General features: G+C 65.3%; 17 protein-coding genes and 1 other RNA gene. 12 read left to right on the forward strand and 6 right to left on the reverse strand.

Going from position 1 to position 20,121, the window contains the following annotated elements; genetic code table 11:
* Positions 1 to 525: 525 nt before the first annotated feature.
* The gene (locus JQ592_RS25160) at positions 526 to 1,734 is read left to right on the forward strand and encodes an extensin-like domain-containing protein (protein WP_211405467.1); all 1,209 of its coding nucleotides are present in this window, start codon (positions 526 to 528) and stop codon (positions 1,732 to 1,734) included.
* A 104-nt stretch (positions 1,735 to 1,838) separates the two neighbouring features.
* Here JQ592_RS25160 and JQ592_RS25165 read toward each other — a convergent pair whose 3' ends face one another.
* Positions 1,839 to 2,174 (reverse strand): DUF6665 family protein, encoded by a 336-nt coding sequence (locus JQ592_RS25165; RefSeq protein ID WP_211405468.1) that lies wholly within the window; start codon positions 2,172 to 2,174, stop codon positions 1,839 to 1,841.
* 42 nt (positions 2,175 to 2,216) lie between these two features.
* Positions 2,217 to 2,852, reverse strand: coding sequence for a TetR/AcrR family transcriptional regulator (locus tag JQ592_RS25170; RefSeq protein ID WP_211405469.1), 636 nt, complete (start codon positions 2,850 to 2,852; stop codon positions 2,217 to 2,219).
* A 193-nt stretch (positions 2,853 to 3,045) separates the two neighbouring features.
* Between JQ592_RS25170 and JQ592_RS25175 the strand changes: the two genes are divergently transcribed.
* The 4 genes from JQ592_RS25175 (at position 3,046) to JQ592_RS25190 (ending at position 9,747) form a co-directional block, all read left to right on the forward strand.
* Positions 3,046 to 4,341, forward strand: a complete 1,296-nt coding sequence (locus tag JQ592_RS25175; RefSeq protein WP_211405470.1) for an HlyD family secretion protein — start codon at positions 3,046 to 3,048, stop codon at positions 4,339 to 4,341.
* A 29-nt stretch (positions 4,342 to 4,370) separates the two neighbouring features.
* Positions 4,371 to 5,954, forward strand: coding sequence for a DHA2 family efflux MFS transporter permease subunit (locus JQ592_RS25180; protein ID WP_211405471.1), 1,584 nt, complete (start codon positions 4,371 to 4,373; stop codon positions 5,952 to 5,954).
* Positions 5,955 to 6,474: 520 nt separating this feature from the next.
* Positions 6,475 to 8,274 (forward strand): ABC transporter ATP-binding protein, encoded by a 1,800-nt coding sequence (locus JQ592_RS25185; protein WP_211405472.1) that lies wholly within the window; start codon positions 6,475 to 6,477, stop codon positions 8,272 to 8,274.
* Positions 8,275 to 8,340: 66 nt separating this feature from the next.
* A complete protein-coding gene (locus tag JQ592_RS25190; protein ID WP_211405473.1) occupies positions 8,341 to 9,747 on the forward strand; it encodes an MATE family efflux transporter in 1,407 nt (468 codons plus the stop codon).
* A 30-nt stretch (positions 9,748 to 9,777) separates the two neighbouring features.
* On the opposite strand, the gene JQ592_RS25195 is transcribed toward JQ592_RS25190, so the two are convergent.
* A complete protein-coding gene (locus JQ592_RS25195; protein ID WP_211405474.1) occupies positions 9,778 to 10,521 on the reverse strand; it encodes a sulfite exporter TauE/SafE family protein in 744 nt (247 codons plus the stop codon).
* 216 nt (positions 10,522 to 10,737) lie between these two features.
* Here JQ592_RS25195 and JQ592_RS25200 point away from each other — a divergent pair, with 216 nt between their 5' ends.
* Positions 10,738 to 10,998, forward strand: a complete 261-nt coding sequence (locus JQ592_RS25200) for a hypothetical protein (protein ID WP_211405475.1) — start codon at positions 10,738 to 10,740, stop codon at positions 10,996 to 10,998.
* A 110-nt stretch (positions 10,999 to 11,108) separates the two neighbouring features.
* On the opposite strand, the gene JQ592_RS25205 is transcribed toward JQ592_RS25200, so the two are convergent.
* Positions 11,109 to 12,479 carry a PLP-dependent aminotransferase family protein gene (locus tag JQ592_RS25205; protein WP_211405476.1) on the reverse strand — a complete coding sequence of 457 codons (1,371 nt, stop codon included), beginning with the start codon at positions 12,477 to 12,479 and terminating at the stop codon, positions 11,109 to 11,111.
* A gap of 49 nt (positions 12,480 to 12,528) precedes the next feature.
* Here JQ592_RS25205 and JQ592_RS25210 point away from each other — a divergent pair, with 49 nt between their 5' ends.
* The gene (locus tag JQ592_RS25210) at positions 12,529 to 12,987 is read left to right on the forward strand and encodes a DUF983 domain-containing protein (protein ID WP_211405477.1); all 459 of its coding nucleotides are present in this window, start codon (positions 12,529 to 12,531) and stop codon (positions 12,985 to 12,987) included.
* A gap of 191 nt (positions 12,988 to 13,178) precedes the next feature.
* Here the strand turns inward: JQ592_RS25210 and rnpB are convergent.
* Positions 13,179 to 13,658: RNase P RNA component class A (gene rnpB, locus JQ592_RS25215), an RNA gene on the reverse strand.
* Between the two features lie 150 nt (positions 13,659 to 13,808).
* Here rnpB and JQ592_RS25220 point away from each other — a divergent pair.
* Positions 13,809 to 14,162 (forward strand): YciI family protein, encoded by a 354-nt coding sequence (locus JQ592_RS25220; RefSeq protein ID WP_211405478.1) that lies wholly within the window; start codon positions 13,809 to 13,811, stop codon positions 14,160 to 14,162.
* A gap of 121 nt (positions 14,163 to 14,283) precedes the next feature.
* Positions 14,284 to 15,519 carry an RNA polymerase sigma factor gene (locus tag JQ592_RS25225; RefSeq protein WP_211405479.1) on the forward strand — a complete coding sequence of 412 codons (1,236 nt, stop codon included), beginning with the start codon at positions 14,284 to 14,286 and terminating at the stop codon, positions 15,517 to 15,519.
* Between the two features lie 93 nt (positions 15,520 to 15,612).
* On the opposite strand, the gene JQ592_RS25230 is transcribed toward JQ592_RS25225, so the two are convergent.
* Positions 15,613 to 16,395, reverse strand: a complete 783-nt coding sequence (locus JQ592_RS25230) for an N-acetylmuramoyl-L-alanine amidase (protein WP_211405480.1) — start codon at positions 16,393 to 16,395, stop codon at positions 15,613 to 15,615.
* Positions 16,396 to 16,901: 506 nt separating this feature from the next.
* Here JQ592_RS25230 and rsmH point away from each other — a divergent pair.
* Genes rsmH through JQ592_RS25245 form a run of 3 tightly spaced genes read left to right on the forward strand, consistent with a single transcriptional unit; the run spans position 16,902 to position 20,038 of the window.
* Positions 16,902 to 17,891: a 16S rRNA (cytosine(1402)-N(4))-methyltransferase RsmH gene (rsmH, locus tag JQ592_RS25235; protein WP_211405481.1), complete on the forward strand. Its 990-nt coding sequence runs from the start codon at positions 16,902 to 16,904 to the stop codon at positions 17,889 to 17,891.
* A gap of 3 nt (positions 17,892 to 17,894) precedes the next feature.
* Positions 17,895 to 18,287, forward strand: coding sequence for a cell division protein FtsL (ftsL, locus tag JQ592_RS25240; RefSeq protein WP_063689346.1), 393 nt, complete (start codon positions 17,895 to 17,897; stop codon positions 18,285 to 18,287).
* Complete coding sequence (locus JQ592_RS25245; RefSeq protein WP_211405482.1) at positions 18,284 to 20,038, forward strand: peptidoglycan D,D-transpeptidase FtsI family protein; 1,755 nt, start codon at positions 18,284 to 18,286, stop codon at positions 20,036 to 20,038. Before ftsL ends, JQ592_RS25245 begins: the two co-directional genes overlap by 4 nt.
* Positions 20,039 to 20,121: the final 83 nt, after the last annotated feature.

Below are 20,121 nucleotides of genomic sequence, written 5' to 3' on the forward strand. Positions count from 1 at the left end.
GTCATGATCAGAGGCCTCACCCAGTTCCACGCCATCAAGCATGGTTGGAGCCTCCGAAATGTGTGAATCTCGTAGCCTTGTGGGAGAGGGTGGCTCGCTGCGTAAGCAGCGAGACGGGTGAGGGGTATCTCTCCGCGAGCGATTCTTTTGCAGCGGAATCCGCTGATGCAACCCCTCATCCGGCGCTTCGCGCCACCTTCTCCCACAAGGGGAGAAGGGTAAGCGGCCGCTATGTGGTTGATCGATGCCGTCTAGATCATGCCGAGCACGATGGCGCCGACGAAGGCCATGGCGAGGTAGGCGGTGATAACGCTCAGTCTCCCGGCGAACGTCATGAGGTCGCTTCCTCCGTGCGCGCTGCTTGGCGCGCGGCCTTATGGTTAACAGAAAGTCTCTTTTCGAAAAAGTCAGCCTCGCTGTCGCTCGTCATCAGCAGCAGTCGGCGCTGCCGCGCCCGGTATGGTTAAAGAACACTGAAATCAACGTGTTGAAGAGTCTTTAAGTAAATTCACCGAACGTGCGCGCATGACGCGCGGAGTTCGTTTGTATCTCGTCGGCTCCATCGTCCTTGTTTCGCTAGCGGGTTGCGGACGCGGCTTCTTCCAGGCCGAACGTGAACCATGGCGGACCGAGGCGGAAGCCGCATGCCTGAAATCCGGCGCGGTCAAGGAGAGCGCGGACATCGTCCGCATCGACCCGATCTCGGGGCCCGGCATGTGCGGCGCCGAGTATCCGCTGAAAGTCGCCGCCATCGGCGAGGCCTCCAGCAGCTACGGCTTTGCCGACGAGACGTTGCGCCCGCCCGGCAGCATCGGCAACCAGCCGCGCTGGCCGGTGCAGCCGCAGTCGAATTACCCGCAGAGCCAGAATTATCCGGCATCGTCCTATCCGCAGCGATCGAACTATCCCGAGAGCACAGTGCGCCAGCCGACCGGCTATGGTGCGCCGTCCGGGCCGATGTCGCTCAACGCGCCCGGCGTCGCGCCGCAGGAGGACGAGATCGACCTGCCGCCCGAGGGCATCGATGCCGCCGGCGCGGCGCGCTACATGAATGCGCCGAGCTATCCGGCGCGGCAGCCCGGTCCCGCGCCTTATTCGCAGCCGCCGGCACAGCAAACGCTGCCGCGCCTTGGCCCCGCGCAGGGCAATCCCGTCACCGCCGTCGGTCCCGTCGCGATCAAGCCGACCGCGACGCTGGCCTGTCCGATCGTGTCCGAGCTCGACCGCTGGCTCGCCGACACCGTGCAGCCCTCGGCAATGCGATGGTTCGGCACCCGCGTCGCCGAGATCAAGCAGATCTCCGCCTATTCCTGCCGCGGCATGAACGGCAATTCGCACGCCCACATCTCCGAGCACGCCTTCGGCAACGCGCTCGACATCTCCGCCTTCGTGCTCGCCGACGGCCGCCGCGTCACCGTGAAGGACGGCTGGCGCGGCATGCCGGAAGAGCAGGGCTTTTTGCGCGACGTGCAGTCGGGCGCGTGCGCGCATTTCACCACGGTGCTGGCGCCGGGCTCGAACGTCTATCACTACGATCACATCCACGTCGATCTGATGCGCCGCGCCAGCCGTCGCCTGATCTGCCAGCCCGCCGCGGTGTCGGGTGAAGAGGTCGCCGGACGCGCCCAGCAGCGTAACCCCTATGCCGGCAGGCGCGATCCCTATGTCACGGGCTCGCTGGGTACGCGCAAGAGCACGCGCAAGCAGGAAGAAGACGAGTACGCTGACGATTGATAGTCGCGTAGCCCGGATGAGCGAAGCGATATCCGGGTACGGTGTTCCCGCATGTCGCTTCGCTCATGCGGGCTACGGACGCGCTGCTCTACGGAGCTAGAAAATCATTTCGCGCCGGGCTTCGACGGTGCAGGGATCAGCCCCATGCAGAGCTGCACTTCGCCGGGGACGTTGTAGGTGCGCATGATATGGCGGCTGTCGCGCAGGCCGGTCGCCTCACGTTGCACCACGAACATCCAGAGTGCGTGACCTGCTTCCATCACCAGCCTGCGCCTCGCTGTCGAGGCCGCAGTCCCCGTGGCGGCGTGAGCGGTGTCGAACTCGCGCAAACGCGCTAGCGCCTGTTCGAGCGTGCGGCCCATCCGCCCAAGCGCCGACGCCTGTTCCTGGACGATCTCGTAATGGAGGAAATCGACAGGCGGGCGAAGATCACGGGACATGCCGCAAATATAACGCAGTGGGACCGGCCTGCGCAACGCGCGCTACTTCGCCCGGTACGCCGCCAGGAACATCCGCGTCGCGCTGTCGACCACCTCGGTCATGCGCTCTTCCGACGGTGCGGGCGCGGCCTGGAAGACGAAGGGCAGGAACAGCGAGGCCTTGCACAGTTCCATGAACTGCGACGCCGCAAGGTCGCAATCGTCGATCTTGAGATCGCCGGAAGCGACATGGATTTTGAGATAATCGGAGAGGCGGTTGATGGTCTTGTCCAGCACCCGCGCATAGTAGCGGCGACCGACATCGGGCATGCGTTCGGCGATCGCCATCACGGTGCGGATCGCCGATCCGCCGCCGGGCCGGCAGAGCAGGTGGATGTAGGCCCGGCCGAACTCCTTCAGCGTGGTCTCGGCGTCACGGGCGGGATCGAAATTGAACACGACCTGGCCGTGCTGGAGCGCTTCCTGCTCGAGGATGGCTTCGAACAGCGCGCATTTGTCGGCGAAGTAGACGTAGAGCGTGCCCTTGGAGACCTGCGCGGCGCGCGCGATCTCGCCCATGCTGGCGCCGTCGAAACCCAGATCCATGAACACCTTGCGGGCCCCGTCGAGAATCTGACGGCGCTTGGAGCTGTCCTCCTCCTGGATGACGTGCAGACGTTCGCTGGCGGCTACAACCATTGGTTCAGGGTCTCGGAAGGTTTCTGGACGAGGTACCGACCTATGAAACGCAAATAAAGGATTCGGGCCAGTAGGGTCCGGTCCGGGATAATATGTATATTGACCGAACCGTTCGGTCAATGATATTTGGAATGAGCGAAAGGAACCGGTCGAGGACGGCCGTCGTTGGTCGCGCTTTTTTTGGGAGGTCTTGATGGCCGTATCGAGAGACCAGGCTGCGCGCGTCATTCGCCAGGAAACGGTGGAGACGGCGAACGATGAAGCTGCGGCCGAGAGGCCTGCGGTCCTCGCCGAGCAGTTGCGCTCCCACGTGGCCGAGGAAACCAAGCGCCGCAGTGAGGCGCCGGAGAAGCCCGTGACCGACAAGCCGGCCGCGCCTGCTGCTGCCGGCGCGCCGAAATCCGGCAAGCGCAAATTCGTCCTGATGGGCGTCGGTCTCGTGCTGGCGCTCGCGGCTGCGAGCTATGCCGGCTATTACACGCTGGTCGGCCGCTTCTATATCTCGACCGACGATGCTTATGTCCGCGCCAACAACACCATGCTCGGCGCGCGCGTTGCCGGCCACATCTCCTCGATCCTTGCCGGCGACAACACCATTGTGCGCGCCGGCGACATCCTCTTCCGCATCGACGACGGCGACTACAAGATCGCGGTCGATTCCGCGGCGACGAAGATCGCGACCCAGCAGGCGACCATCGATCGCATCGGCCGCCAGGTCGCAGCCCTCGACAGCCAGGTCGCGCAGGCCAAGGCGCAGCTCGTCTCCGCGGAAGCGGGCCTCAAGCGCGCCGACCTCGACTATGAGCGCCAGCAGGCGCTGAGCAGCAAGGGCTTTGCCTCGCGCGCCACCTTCGAGAGCTCGGAGGCCGGCCGCGACCAGGGCGCCGCCGCCGTCAAGGCTGCGCAGGCCGCCTATGACGTCGCGGTCAGCAATGTCGATGTCGCCAAGGCGCAGCAGGCCGAAGCGCAAGCGCAGCTCGCCGAGCTCAAGACCTCGCTCGCGAAGGCCGAGCGCGATCTCGCCTTCACCGCGGTGCGCGCGCCGGTCAGCGGCACGTTCTCCAATCGCCTGGTCAACGCCGGCGACTTCGTCGCGGTCGGCCAGCGGCTCGGCAACGTCGTGCCGCTCGACGAGGTCTATATCGACGCCAACTTCAAGGAGACGCAGCTCAAGCGCATCCGTCCCGGCCAGCCGGTGACGATCAAGGTCGATGCCTACGGTATGCGCAAGTTCTCCGGTGTGGTCGACAGCATCGCGGCGGGCGCAGGCTCGGTGTTCACGCTGCTGCCGCCCGACAACGCCACCGGCAATTTCACCAAGATCGTGCAGCGCGTGCCGGTCCGCATCCGCGTGCCGAAGTCGGTGGCGAAGCAGAACCTGCTCCGCGCCGGCATGTCGGTCTACGCCACGGTCGACACCAACAAGGGCGCGGCCGACGCCGACAGCGAGGTCGATCTCGACGATCCCACCATGATCCATCCGCAGTAGCCACAACCCGAGCGCTGCGAGGTCAGACCATGGCCAACGCCACCACCGCTTCACCCGCCATGATGGCGAACCCCGCTTCGGAGCGCATCGCGCCGAAGCGGCTGTTCGCGTTCATCATCATGGTGTTCGGGATGTTCATGTCGATCCTGGACATCCAGATCGTCTCGGCGTCCTTAAGCGAAATCCAGGCCGGCCTGTCGGCGAGCTCCAGCGAAGTCTCCTGGGTTCAGACCGCCTATCTGATCGCCGAGGTCATCGCGATCCCGCTATCAGGGTTCTTGTCGCGCGCCTTCGGCACGCGGCTGCTGTTCGCGATCTCGGCGGCCGGCTTCACGGTCTCGAGCCTGCTCTGCGGCTTCGCCACCACGATCGAGGAGATGATCCTCTGGCGCGCGCTGCAGGGTTTTCTCGGCGCCGGCATGATCCCGACGGTGTTCGCCTCGGCCTACACCGTCTTCCCGCGCACGAAATTCCACATCGTCGGTCCCATCATCGGGCTTGTCGCGACCTTGGCTCCCACGATCGGGCCGACGGTCGGCGGCTACATCACCGATGCGATGTCGTGGAACTGGCTGTTCTTCATCAACGTCGTGCCCGGCATCGGCATCACCCTGGGCGTGCTGGCGCTGGTCGATTTCGACGAGCCGCATTTCGAATTGCTCGACCGCTTCGACTGGTGGGGCCTGTTGTTCATGGCCGGCTTCCTCGGCACGCTGGAATATGTGCTGGAGGAAGGTCCGCAATATGAATGGATGCAGGACACCTCGGTGGCGATCTGCGCCTGGATCTGCGCGATCTCGGCGATCGCCTTCTTCTGGCGCGTGTTCACGGCGGCCGAGCCGATCGTCAACTTGCGCACCTTCTCCAACCGCAATTTCGCGGTCGGCTGCGTCCTGCAGTTCTGCATCGGCATCGGCCTCTACGGCCTGACCTACATCTATCCGCGCTATCTCGCCGAGGTGCGCGGCTACAGCGCGCTGATGATCGGCGAGACCATGTTCGTCTCGGGCATCACCATGTTCCTGGTCGCCCCGCTGGTCGGCCGTCTCATGGTCAAGATCGACATGCGCTACATGATCGCGTTCGGCCTCATCGTGTTCGCGATCGGCTCGTACCAGATGACCTGGATCACGCGCGACTACGATTTCTACGAGCTGCTGGTGCCGCAGATCCTGCGCGGCATCGGCATGATGTTCGCGATGGTGCCGACCAACAACATCGCGCTCGGTACGCTGGCACCCGACCGGGTGAAGAACGCGAGCGGCCTGTTCAACCTGATGCGCAACCTCGGCGGCGCGGTCGGGCTCGCCGTCATCAACACCGTGCTCAACGATCGCACCGACCTGCACATCACGCGCCTGCAGGAGCGCGTGACCTGGGGCAACGCCACCGCGACCGAAACGCTGACCATGCTCCAGCAGAAATTCCAGGGGCTCGGCGATTCCGCGCTGATGGCGATGAAGCAGCTCAGCCAGATCGTGCACCGCCAGGCCGTGGTGATGAGCTTTGGCGATGCCTTCTTCGTGCTGACGGTGTTCTATCTCGGCCTCAGCCTGCTGGTCACGCTGCTGAACAAGCCGGCCTCGCTGGCCGGCGGCGGCGACGCGCATTAGGCGACCATAGGGCGAGCAACACACTCGGTGTCATCGCCCGCGAAGGCGGGCGATCCAGTATTCCAGAGGCCGGCGTTAAGGAGCTCGGTCTCACCACATCCGCTGCGGCGTACTGGATGCCCCGCCTTCGCGGGGCATGACGCGGAGGTTGTGGCGGCGATCCGGGCCAAGGCACCCCGCACTAATTTGCAACACTCGTCCGTGATCTTGCGCGGGGCCCGTTGCAAATCGCCCGTGACACATCTATAAAGCGTCCCTCATTCATTCGAACCGGGGAGATTTGCATGATTTCGTCGCTTTCGCAGATCGTACGCCCGCGCTCGATGATCTCCTGGTTCGGTATGTACGCGGCCTGTTAGAGGCCTCTTCCGCCAGCTTCGATTGGGCCAAGGTTTCGACCAGGCGTCCCGATCGCTCCGCTTCCCAAGTCAAAATCAGTCTTACGTGACGCCGTTCAGGCCTTCGGGCCGCTCTGCGTCCATCGATGGAGCCGGCCCGCGCGAAGCGGCCGGATGATGCCATGACCGCTCTGTCAAAAAAGCCCGCGGCGATACGCGTGGTGCTGCCCTTCGTGTTCAAGCACTGGCTGAAGCAGCCGGCGCGTACGCTGGTCGTCGCCGGCGGCCTCTTGGGCGCGACCGTCGCCGACCTGTTCATGCCGGTTTTCTCCGGACAATTGGTTGATGCGTTGACGCGCGGCTCGTCCGACCCCGACGCGCGCCACGCCGCGCTGGTCGCGTTCGGCGCCATCGTGGCGCTCGGCGCAGCCTCCGTGGTGCTCAGGCTGATCGGTCTCCAGGCGATCGTGCCGTTCACGCTGAAGACCATGACGGAGGTGGCGCAGGATGCGTTCATGCGCGTGCAGCGTTTCTCGACCGACTGGCACGCCAACTCCTTTGCCGGCTCCACCGTGCGCAAGATCACGCGCGGCATGTGGGCGCTCGACCTGCTCAACGACACCATCCTGATGGCGTTGGCGCCGTCCTTGCTGGTGCTGATCGGCTCTGTGGTCCTGATCGGACTGCACTGGGCGTCGCTCGGCGCGGTGATCGCGGTGGGAGCGCTCTTTTACGTCACCATCACCGTGCTGTTCTCGACCCGGTACATCGCGCCGGCCGCGCGCATCTCCAATGCCTGGGACACCAAGGTCGGTGGCACGCTGGCGGACGCGCTGACCTGCAATGCCGTGGTGAAATCCTTTGGCGCGGAGGCGCGTGAGGATGCGCGGCTCGCCCGCGTCGTCAACCGCTGGCGCGTGCGCGTGCGGCGGACCTGGTTCCGCTACAACTACACGGCCATGGCGCAGCTCGCGCTGCTGCTGGCCTTGCGCGCCTCGGTGATAGGCGGCTCGGTGCTGCTGTGGATCTCGGGGCATGCCTCGCCCGGCGACGTCACCTATGTGCTGACGAGCTACTACGTCATCCACGCCTATTTGCGCGACGTGGGCATGCACATCAACAATCTGCAGCGCGCCGTGAACGACATGGACGAACTGGTGGCGATCCATGACGAGCCGATCGGGATTGTCGATGCCGCGGGCGCGCGGCCGATCGCGATCGAGGGTGGCGAGATCGTGTTCGACGACGTCACGTTCCATTATGGCGGCCATCGCGCGCCGCTGTACGACGGCTTGTCGGTCAGGATCCGCGCCGGCGAACGCGTCGGTCTCGTCGGCCGCTCCGGCTCCGGCAAGACCACCTTCGTCAAGCTGGTGCAGCGTCTTTACGACGTCACGGGTGGCCGCGTGCTGGTCGACGGGCAGGACATCGCGCTGGCGACGCAGCAATCGCTGCGCAGCCAGATCGCGATCGTGCAGCAGGAGCCGATCCTGTTTCACCGCTCGCTCGCCGAGAACATCGCCTACGGCCGGCCCGGCGCCAGCCTCGAGGCGATCGAGCAGGCGGCGCGGCTGGCGAACGCGCACGACTTCATCCTGCGCCTCCCGAAGGGCTACGGCACCCTCGTCGGCGAGCGCGGCGTGAAATTGTCCGGCGGCGAGCGACAGCGCGTGGCGCTGGCGCGCGCATTCCTGGCGGATGCGCCGGTGCTGATCCTGGACGAGGCGACGTCGAGCCTCGACTCGGAATCGGAGGCGCTGATCCAGCAGGCGATGGAACGGCTGATGAAAGGCCGTACCTCGATCGTGATCGCGCACCGGCTGTCGACGGTGAAGAGCCTCGATCGGATCCTGGTGTTCGACCGCGGCGAGATCGTCGAGCAAGGCACGCATGCTCTGCTCGCGAACAAGCCGGGAGGCATCTATCGCGGCCTGTTCGAGCGCCAGGTGGTGGAGCTCGGGCAGATCGCAGCAGCGGAATGACGCGCGGCCTGCGGACGGAGGAGAACGTCCGCAGGCCGCGAAGGATCAGGGCAGGGATGGACTGACATGAAAGATCTGACGCGCGGCTCCATCGTGGGCCACATTCTGAGCATGGCGCCACCGATCGTGGTTGGCATGATCACGATCATGATCTGCCAGCTCGTCGACCTCTACTTCGTCTCGAGCCTGGGCGAGGCTGCGATCGCGGGCGTCGCCGCAGCCGGCAACGCCGGCTTTCTCGTCAATGCCCTAATGCAGGTGCTCGGCGTCGGCACGGTTGCGTTGGTGGCGCATGCCGTGGGCCGCAAGGACCGTGGCGATGCCAATCTGGTGTTCAACCAGTCGGTCGTCCTGTCGGTGCTGTTCGGGCTGCTGACACTGGTTGCGGGTTTCGCGCTGTCGCGTCCCTATATGCGCGCGGTCGCGGCCGATGAGGCAACGGTCGAAGCCGGCACCGTCTATCTGCTCTGGTTCATGCCGGCGCTGGCGCTGCAATTCGCGACGCAAGTGATGGCGTCCGCATTGCGGGCGACCGGCATCGTGCGGCCGAGCATGCTGGTGCAGGCGCTCGCGGTGGGCATCAACATAGCGCTGGCGCCGATCCTGATCTCGGGCTGGGGCACCGGGCATCCGCTTGGGGTCGCCGGGGCCGGCCTCGCAAGCTCGATTGCCGTCTTCATCGGCGTGCTGATGCTGCTCGCGTATTTCCTGAAGCTGGAGCGCTACGTCGCCTTTCATCCCGCGCAATGGCGGCCTCAGCTTCGGCAGTGGAAGAGAATCCTCAATGTCGGCCTGCCCGCTGGCGGTGAGTTCGTGATGGTCTTCATCATCATGGCCGTGGGCTATTATGTGCTGAGCGTTTTCGGCCCGGCGGCGCAGGCCGGATTTGGTATCGGCACGCGTCTCCTCGGCCTGATCCAGATGCCTGCGCTCGCCGTCGCGCTGGCTGCGGGGCCCATCGCCGGCCAGAACTTCGGCGCCGGCAATGGCGCGCGTGTGCGGGAGACCTTTGTCAAGGCGGCGCTTGTCGCGACTGCCGTGATGATTGTCTTCCTGATCCTCGCGCAGCTCGCGCCAGGTCTGTTGCTTGCCGGCTTCTCGAATGATCGGGAGACGATGGCAGTTGCGTCGCTCTTCCTGCGCATCGTCTCGTTCAACATGGTGGCGCAGGGGCTGATCTTCACCACCTCCAGCACGTTCCAGGGGCTCGGCAACACCAAGCCCGTGCTGGTGACCTCGGCAATGCGGGTCCTCACCTATTCCCTGCCGTCGATCTGGCTCTCGACGTGGCCGGGCTTTCGGATGGAGCATGTCTGGTATTTGTCGATCGCGACGACGACGCTTCAGGCCGCGCTGAGCGTGTGGTTGCTACACCGCGAGTTCGGCAAGCGTCTGGCGCCACTGCGGCACCCCGAGGTTCCGGTGCAGATGGAGGCTGAGCCTGAAGCGCCTCCCGCGCGTGCACCGGCGTAGCGATGGCTGATTGTTGTGTTGGCGTGCGCGTCAGTGCGCGCCAAGACTGTTCCAGACGAGGGTGAGCCCCGACAGGAACAAGAGGCCGAGCACGACATCGCCGAAATGCTTGTCGTTCAGCGCGCGATAGACGCGCGCGCCCGCCCATGCGCCGATCAGCGTGCCCGGAAACGCGACAGCTGCGAGCCAGACAACCTTGAAGGCGACGAGGCCCGACGCCGTCTGCAACGCCAGGGCGGTGGCGAGCACCGTGAAATTGAAGAGCTGGAAGATGCCGCGCCGCTCGTGCTTGTTCCAGCCGCGGATGTTGGCCCACAGGATCGGCAGCGGCCCGGATAGTCCGGCAAGTCCGCCCAGTATGCCGCCGGCAAAACCGATCGCGCCGTCGGCGATCCGGCCGCCGAACTTGACGGCGAGCGACCTCTTGTTGAAATACAGTGCGCTCGAAAAGATCAGGATCAGCACGCCGACGCTCAGCTTGAACGCTATTGGATCCGCGGAGGCGACCATCATGGTCCCGAGCGGCACGCCGATCAGTCCGCCGATCAGGAACGGCCAGACCAGCGAAAGATCAAAACTCTTCCACATCGACGGCAGTGTCGAGGTCTGCGCGATCACCGAGCAGATCAGCACCAGCGGAACCGCGAGCGAGGGCGGCAGAACGTAGAGCCAGATCCCGAGCGCCATCAGCGCCGTTCCGAATCCGGCAAGGCCCGAGACAAAGCCCCCGGCCAATGCACCGAGCAGCAGCAGCGCGTAGGTGGTCGTTTCCAACAGACTGTCCTTGAAATGGGCGATCCCGAACTGTTGATCGCCACTGCCCGCATAGCACAGCCGCGGCCATCGAGGTCAATTTCAAAACCGCACGCAAGCGTGATCCCGGAGGGCGGGCATTCGCGGAAGACGCGCCTACATGACGCCCGTACTTTAATCTTGGGGCCTGCCGGGCGTCACGCCGCACCGTCCCTGATGAGATGATGGAGCATGATCATGACCCGCATGAACATTGCCGTTGCGGCCGCGCTGTTATCGGCCGCCGCCCTGACACCGACATTGGCGCAGGCGCAGTTTTCCGAGCCTGCAGCCTATCAGGCCGCGCATCCCGACCGCGATGTGCTCAATGGCGGCCAGCTCACGCCCGCGGGGCGCGCAGCCCGTGGCGAGGCAGTGGCCCCGAGCGAGGCCTATGCGGCTTATCCGTCAGCCGTTGCGCCTGCCGTCCGCCCGCGCCATCGCCGGCATCATCAATAAGAGACTTATTGTTTGAGCATGATCTCCGCGCAAACGCGTTCCGCCTTTGTCGCGAGGGAAAACCGCTGCGCACTTTGCGCTAACGCGGCCCTTCGGGTCCGGATCCTGCGCTAGACGATCTGCCTGGTGTCGGCGGGCTTGTGCAGTGCGCCGATCAGGATGCGCAGCGCTTCCGTCAACTCGGCCCTGTTGCGCGCCGCGCCCAGCGAGACGCGTGCGGCATGTGGGGCCGTCCCATCGACGGTGAAGGCATCGCCGGCCACGATCGCGAGTCCATTCCGCAGCAGATGCGCCGCGACGTCGGGGTGTCCTTCCGGCAACCGCAGCCATAGATGATGCGCCGCAGACTTGGCGAGGAATTGAAAGCGTTTCAATGCACGCTGCGCGAGCTGCTGACGCCCGACCGCCTCGTTGCGAATGGCAGTGATGATGCGGTCGGCGATGCCGGTCTCGATCCAGTGCGTCACCAGCGCGACCATCAGTGGCGCCGGCATCTGCACGGTGGCCTGCAGATGGCCGCGCATCTGAAGCTGAGTGTCGCCGTCAGGCGTCACCAGATAGGCGACACGCAGTGCAGGTGCGATGCATTTTGACAGCGTGGTCGCGAGATAAGTCCGGTCCGGAATGAGGTTCGCGATCGGCGAAGCCGAGCGATCGAGCAGCCCGTAGGCGTCGTCCTCGATCAGGACCGTATCGGCATCGCGGATGATCCTGGCGATGGCATTGCGGCGCTCGGAAGACAGCGTTGCCGTGGTCGGATTGTGCAGCGTCGGAATGAGATAGACGGCCTTCGGCTTGTGCGTCCGGCAGGCCTTTGCCAGCGCATCGGGCAAGATGCCGCCGTCATCCATGGCGATGCCGACGAGCTTGACGCCGAGCCGCGCGGCGGCGGCCTTGATGCCGGGGAAGGTGAGGGCTTCGGTCAACACGATGTCGCCGGGGCGCGCGAGATGGGCGAGCAGGTTGAACAGGATCGTCTGCGCGCCGGGAAAGATCACAAGCCTGTCGGCGTGCGCGTGCGGGACGCGTGCGCGCATCCAGCGCGCTGCGACCTCGCGCTCATGCACGCTGCCGCCGGGCGGCTGATAGTTCAGGAACGCGGTCAGGCCCGATTGCGCGCGGAGGGCTTCCAGCCCCGCGACGATGCGCTCGTCGAGCTGTGCCTCGAGCGGATGCGGCGGTACGTTCATCGAGAGATCGATCGCGACCGGATGCGGCAGGTCGACTGCGCGGCGTGCGCTGGTCTCCGACACGAACGATCCCTGGCCGACGCGGGCCTCCATGATGCCGCGGCGCCGCGCCTCGGTGTAGGCGCGCGTCACGGTGGTGAGGTCGATGCCGAGGGCTTTTGCCAGCGCGCGCTGCGTCGGCAGTTGCTGGCCGCGCACGAGTCTCCCGGCGGCGATGTCGGCCTCCATGGCGTCGACGATGCGCTGGTAAAGCGGCCCGCTCAGCTCCGAGATTGTAGGAGTCCAATCCATGCAATTTAGGCCAATATCCTTTGAATGTATGGATGCAGGATATTATTGTATGGATCATCAGAACGGAAGAGGTGTCGTCATGACGACCGGTTCAGTTTCCCTGGCAAAGGCGATGTGGCGCGGTTTTCGCGGCAAGTGCCCGAACTGCGGTGAAGGACACATGTTCGGACGCTTCCTGAAAGTGGCCGAGGCTTGCGATCATTGCGGCGAGGAGCTGTTCCACCAGCGCGCCGATGATTTTCCGGCCTATCTGGTGATGGTCGTGGTCGGTCACCTCGTCGTGCCTGCGATCCTCGCAATCGAGACCGCCTATGCGCCTGCGGTGTGGCTGCAATTGGCCGTGTGGCTGCCGGTGACGCTGTTCGCTTCGCTTGCGTTGCTGCAGCCGACCAAAGGCGCCATCGTCGGCCTGCAATGGCAGCTCGGCATGCATGGCTTTGAGGCCGGCAAGTTGCGGCGCGAGGCAGGTGCGCCGGTCTTGGCAAAAGTGAATACGCGCGCGGCCTGAAGCGACGGCGTTTACATCGCGCGACGGCGCCGGAGGCGCTGATGAAGACGCTGCAGGAGATCGTGGCGTAAGCAGCGGCAAAAAATGGTGAGGGGTCCGATGCGGTCAGCATCGAACCCCTCGTTGCTTCCTAGTTAAGACGCGCTTTCCTGACGCGAACCGGAACTCCACTTCGCTCGAAAGCGCTTTAGAATATCAGCCGGCCTGTAAGCCGGGTTCTGTAGGGCACCGCCCGCTTGCGCGAGCGATACGTGACGGCCATTCCTCTGGGACCATGTTTGCACATGGCCTCGAGCAACCTACCCGGACGGCGGGCCTGACATCGCCCCGCGGCGTTGTCGCTTTCGCGAACAGCCCGCTACGCCGTCCCTATTCGGTTTTGCTCCCGGTGGGGTTTACCATGCCGGCCCCGTTGCCGGCGCCGCGGTGCGCTCTTACCGCACCTTTTCACCCTTACCTGCCTACGCAGCTTACGCTGCTACGGCACGGCAGGCCCGCGGGCTTGCCGCGCCAAAGCCCCGAAGGGGCGACGGCGGGCGGTTCGTTCTCTGTGGCACTTTCCCTGGGGTTGCCCCCGCCGGATGTTATCCGGCACCGCATGTCAAGGGAGCCCGGACTTTCCTCCCCGGCGGCCTTTCGGCACCTGCCGGAGCGGCCGTCCGGCCGACTGACGGGACTACGCATGGAGCATTTGTGACGGTTCCGTCAAGCCGAGATCACAGCGCACGCGGCCTGCAAATAATTTATCCTGAAGATGTCGTTTGGAGCGCGCCCCGTTCGACTGGATGTCGGCGACACAGCCGAACAACAGGAGTGAAGCGATGCAGTATCTGCTGATGATCTACCAGAACGAGGTCGAGTACGCGAAGAACGATGCGGCGACCAGCCAGAAGATGCTGGCCGAATATCAGGCCTTCACGCAAGCCATCGTCCAGAGCGGCAATTTCAAGGCCGGCGACCGGCTTCGGCCGACAACCACCGCCACGACCGTGCGCGTGCGCGACGGCAAGACGCTGACGACCGACGGCCCGTTCGCGGAGACGCGCGAGCAGCTTGGCGGCTATTACCTCGTCGAAGCCAAGGATCTCAACGCGGCGATCGAGATTGCGGCGCGGATTCCCAGCGCACGCATCGGGTCGATCGAGGTGCGGCCGATCTGGGTGTACGACAAGTGAGCACTGTCGTTCCGGGGCGGCCCGAAGGGCCGAACTATGGTGCGCAATTGCGCACTAGAGAACCTCGAGATTCCGGGTTCGTGCTTCGCACGCCCCGGAATGACGTGCAAAGCATCATTCAATGACCCCGAGCGAGATCGAAACCATCTTCCGCGACGAGGCGGGGCGGGCGCTGGCCACGCTGATCCGCCTCGTCGGCGATTTCGATCTGGCCGAGGACGCGCTGCAGGACGCATTTGCGGTCGCGCTGGAGCGCTGGTCGTTGTCCGAGGTGCCCGACAACCCGCGTGCCTGGCTGGTCAATGTCGCCAAGCACAAGGCGATCGACCGCATCCGCCGCCAGGCCGTCTTCCGCGGCAAGCAGCAGGCGCTGGTGCATGAGCTCGAGCTGAACACGCTGAGCGCCGACGAGGCGACGGCAACGCTCGACGACGACATGCTGCGGCTGATCTTCACCTGCTGCCATCCCGCGTTCGCGCCGGAGGTCCGGGTGGCGCTGACGCTGCGCACCGTGTGCGGGCTCTCGACGGCGCAGGTGGCGCGCGCCTTTCTCGTCGGCGAGGAGGCGATGGCGCAGCGGCTCGTCCGCGCCAAGCAGAAGATCAGGCTTGCCGGCATTCCCTATGAGGTGCCGGAGCGCGAGGCGCTGGCGCCGCGGCTCGATGGCGTGCTCGCCGTAATCTATCTCGTCTTCACCGAAGGCTATGTTGCAACGTCAGGCGCAGACCTGATGCGACCGGATCTCGCCGTCGAAGCCATCCGGCTCGGCCGCTTGCTCGACCGGCTGATGCCTGATCGCAGCGGCATCAAGGGCCTCCTGGCCCTGATGCTGCTGCACGATGCGCGCCGCGCCGGCCGCAAAACCGCCGCGGGCGACATCGTGCTGCTGGAAGAGCAGGACCGCACGCTCTGGGATCGCACGCAGATCGAGGAGGGCCTGCGTCTGGTTGACGACGCGCTGCGCATACCCGGCCGGCCGCAACCCTATGCGGTGCAGGCCGCGATCGCCGCGCTGCATGCGCGCGCGCCGAGCTTCGAGGCGACCGACTGGCCGCAGATTGCAGGGTTGTACGAGGTGCTGCTGCGCATCAATCCGTCGCCGGTGATCGAGCTCAATCATGCCGCGGCGGTGTCGATGGTCGACGGCCCGGCACGCGCGCTCGATCTCGTCGATGCGACCGCGGCGCGCGGCGGACTCGATGGCTATGAGCTGCTGCCAGCGGTGCGCGCGGATCTGTTGCGACGGTTGGGGCGGAAGGACGAGGCGATGGAGGCGTATGTCGCGGCTACGGCTGCGACACAGTTGGAGCCGCTGCGACGGTTGTATGCGCGGCGTATGAGGGAGATGGACAACTAGCACCGTCATTCCGGGGCGATGCGAAGCATCGAACCCGGAATCTCGAGATTCCGGGTTCGCACTTCGTGCGCCCCGGAATGACGGCTGGCGCCGTCACTTCGACGCGACCGGCGTCCCATCCGCCGGCAGGCTCGCCAATAGCGCCTGCAATGTCGACAGCGTGGAGTGATCCGCAACACCGTCGAGCCGCGCCGGGCGGAAATGGCGCTGGAAGGCGGTGATGACCTCCATGGTCGCGGCGTCGTATTTGCCGGTGAGGGGAACGCCGTAGCCGTATCTGGCGAGCGCCTGCTGCATGCTCAGCACCGCGTCGCTGATGGTGCCGAGCATCAGGCTCTCGCCGCGCACGACCGGTGCGGGCGTCACCCAGTGACCGACGCCGGAATTGGCCAGCGAATGCCACGGAAACTTTTCGCCGGGATCCTTCTTGCGCGCGGGGGCGACGTCGGAATGGCCGAGCACCCGGTGCGCAGGTACCTTGCGGCGGAGTATGATGCCGCGGCACAGCGCGATCACGGCCGCGATCTGGCGCAGCGGAAACTCCGGATAGCCCCAGTCGTGGCCGCGATTGACGATCTCGATGCCGATCGAGCAGGAATTGACGTCGTCCTCGCCGGCCCAGGACGAGACGCCGGCGTGCCAGGCGCGCTTGGCCTCGGGAACGCATTGCACGATGCGGCCGTCCTCCAGCACGACGTAATGCGCCGACACTTCCGTGCCCGCCGTGCACAGCCGCGCCAACGCACCCTCGACGTCGGGCATGCCGGTGTAGTGCAGCACGATCATGTCCACCTGCCGCCCCTTGTTGCGCTCGCCATAGTTCGGCGAGGGGATGATGTCCGAGACGATCGAGGAATCCGGCTCGAACGTCCGCATGTTCGCCGCGGCCTTGGGAACCGGGAGAACGCGTTGACGCTTCGAATCAGTTCCAGACGGCGAACCGGACGACATAAGCAGCTCAAGTCGGACAGGAGAGTGGGCCAAGCCCTTCTCTTTACTATTCCTTTACCCTCCGCTGTGCGCAATCGCGCGACGCGGTTAACGGATGCATTTTAGACAGGGTGTGTGGATGAGGCATCACCATCGCCTCACCTTTTCGACTTGTAACGAGCCGATCAACGCTTTCTTAACGCTAAGGGCCGTTACTGAGAGATGAAGAGCCGACCCGCGTCCGGAGGCGGCCAAAGCGTATTTTGGCTCGAAATCCCATGGCTGCCCGACAAATTCCACTGGGAACTCTGGGTTTGCGGCCCGGGACGATCGGGCTCGGTAACCATGTTGGACTGGGACTTGGTCGTGGAACCGCCGCGACGCGGAATCATTCGAGGCGTTATGGGCTGGTTCGCCCCCGATCTGTCATGGTCGTTCGGCAGGCGTGGCGCATGAGCACCGCTCCTCACATTCCCGTGCTCGGCCGCGAGGCGATCGAACATCTCGCCCCGCGCGCGGGCGGCATCTATGTCGACGCCACCTTCGGCGCCGGCGGCTACAGCCGCGCCATCCTCGACGTGCCGGGAACCCGGCTGATCGCCATCGATCGCGACCGCACCGCGATTGCAGGCGGGGCCGAGCTGGTCGCGCGCGCCGCGGGCAGGCTGACGCTGGTCGAGGACCGCTTCTCCAATCTCGCCGAAGTTTGCGCGGCGCAAGGCATCGATGGCGTGGACGGCATCGTGATGGATGTCGGCGTGTCCTCGATGCAGCTCGATCAGGCCGGCCGCGGCTTCTCGTTCCGCCTCGACGGCCCGCTCGACATGCGCATGGGGCAGGCGGGACCGACCGCGGCCGATGTGGTCGCGCGTGCCTCGGAAGGCGATCTCGCCGACATCATTTATCTCTTCGGTGAGGAGCGGCAGTCGCGCCGCATCGCGCGCGCCATCGTCGCCGACCGGCAGGAGACCCCGTTCACGACCACGCGCGCGCTCGCCGATCTCATCGGCAGGATCGTGCGCTCCAAGCCCGGCGACATCCATCCCGCAACGCGGACGTTCCAGGCCCTGCGCATCTTCGTCAACGAAGAGCTCGACGAACTCCAGACCGCGCTCGCGGCGGCCGAGCGCGTGCTCAGGCCCGGCGGCCGTCTCGTCGTCGTCTCGTTCCATTCGCTGGAAGACCGCATCGTCAAGAATTTCCTCTCCGAGCGCTCGAAGACTGGCGGCGGCTCGCGGCATCTGCCGGAGGTGGCGCAGGCTGCGCCGAGCTTCCAGCTGCTGACCCGGCGCCCCGTGGTTGCCGGCGAAGCAGAAGTCGCGAACAATCCGCGCGCGCGTTCCGCCAAGCTGCGTGCCGCCGAGCGCACCAATGCGCCTGCGCATGGCGACGACGAGCAATCGTCCTGGCCAAAACTCTCCGACGTGATGAGGGGAGGCTAGCGCATGCGCATCATCCACCTCCTCGTCATCGGCGCGCTGATCTTCGCGGCGGCCTATGTCTACCGGATCAAGATGGACTCCACCGCGCGCACCGAGAAGGTGCTGCGGCTGCATGCGGAGATCCGCGAGCAGCGCGACGCGATCGCCGCGCTGCGCTCCGAATGGGCCAAGCTCGATGCGCCCCTGCGCCTGCAAGGCTTGTCCGAGCGGCATCTGCCGCTCAAGCCGGTCAACGGCACGCAATATGACTCGCTGAAGAATCTGCCTGAGCGTCCGCCGCGGATGTTCAGGCCCGGCGAGCCCGACCCGATCGGCGCCATGCTCAACACCATCGAAGCCGCGAGCGATCCCGACACCGTGACGGGCTCCGTGCCTCAGCCCGAGGACAAGCAATGAGCCCGGCAACGCCTGCAAAGCCCACGGAAAAGCCGACCGAGCCTTGGCGGCAGCGGCTGATCCGCAGCCTGCTCTACGGGCGCAATGTCGACCGCGCGGCCAAGGCGCGCGCCCGCGTCGGCCTCGCCATGCTCGCCTTCGCGTCGGTCTATGCCCTGATCGGGGGCCGGCTCGTGATGTTCGCGATCGGCGCCGACGCGCACAGTGCGCGCCGTGCGGCGTCGCAGGAGGTGGTCGCGACCGCGCGGCCCGACATCGTCGACCGCAACGGCGCCATCCTCGCCACCGACGTCAAGGCCTCGAGCCTGTTCGGCGAGCCGCGCCGCATCATCGACAAGGACGAGGCGATCGAGCTTCTGACCGCCACCGTGCCCGACCTCGACGAGGCCGAGGTGCGCGAGCGCCTGAAGACGCGCAAGGGCTTCGTCTGGCTGAAGCGCGAGGTCACGGCGAAGCAGCAGCAGGACATCCACAAGCTCGGCATTCCCGGCATCGGCTTCCTGCGCGAGAACAAGCGCGTCTATCCGACCGGCAACGAGGTCGCCCACCTCATCGGTCTCGTCAACATCGACAACCAGGGCATCGCCGGCATGGAGAAGTGGCTCGACAATCAGGGCCTCGCCGATCTCCACCGCGCCGGCTTCGCCACCGACCGGCTGCAAAAGCCGATCGAGCTGTCGATCGACCTGCGCGTCGAGCACGCGCTGCGTGACGAGCTGCTCAAGGCCAAGGACAAGTTCCACGCCAAGGCTGCCTCCGGCATCGTCTCCAACGTCAAGACCGGCGAGATCGTGGCGATGGTGTCCCTCCCGGATTTCGACCCGAACAATCCGAAGGAAGCGCACGATCCCGATCGTATCAACCGCCTGACCACAGGCGTCTACGAGATGGGCTCGACCTTCAAGGCGTTCACGCTGGCGATGGCGCTCGACTCCGGAAAGATCAACCTGAACTCGTCGTGGGATGCGCGCGGAAACCTGCACTACGGCAAGTTCACCATCCACGACAGCCACCCGCTCGGACGTTTCATCAACACCAAGGAAGTGTTCACCTTCTCCTCCAACATCGGAGCCGCGCGGATCGCGCTCGGCCAGGGCGTCGAGGCGCACAAGGCGTTCCTCGCCAAGATGGGGCAGTTGACGCGGCTGCGCACCGAGCTGCCGGAGAGCGCAGCGCCTCTGATCCCGCGCCGCTGGGGCGAATTGAACACGGTGACCATCGCGTTCGGCCAGGGCATGTCGGTGGCGCCGCTGCAGGCGGTGATGGGCATCAACGCGCTGGTGAACGGCGGCTATCTGATTCCGCCGACCTTCATGAAGCGTAGCGAATCCGAAGCGGCCGCGATGGCCAAGCGCGTGATCAAGACCGAGACCAGCGACAAGATGCGGTTCCTGATGCGGCTCAATGCCGAGATCGGCACCGCCAAGACCGCCGACGTCAAGGGCTATTATGTCGGCGGCAAGACCGGCACGTCCGAAAAGGTCATCAACGGCCGCTACGCCAAGAAGCGCGTGCTCAACTCCTTCACCGCGATCATGCCCTGCGACGATCCGAAATATCAGATCCTGGTGATGCTGGACGAGCCGCAGGCGATTCCGGAAACCAAGGGTTTCATCACCTCGGGCTGGAACGCGGTACCGACCGGGGGCAAGGTCATCGAGCGGATCGCGCCGCTTCTGGGCGTCGAGCCGCGGTTCGACCTGCCGCCGTCCGAGCGCCTTATTCTTGCAGCATCCAGGACAACCCAGTAATCAACCGGGGTGGCCGTCGCCGGTGCTGATTCGGCTTTTCCTGACGATTCGGCTTCCCCGGCGCGGCATGTCGACTGGAACAC

Source organism: Bradyrhizobium iriomotense, assembly GCF_018129405.1.
Classification (GTDB): Bacteria; Pseudomonadota; Alphaproteobacteria; order Rhizobiales; family Xanthobacteraceae; genus Bradyrhizobium; species Bradyrhizobium iriomotense_B.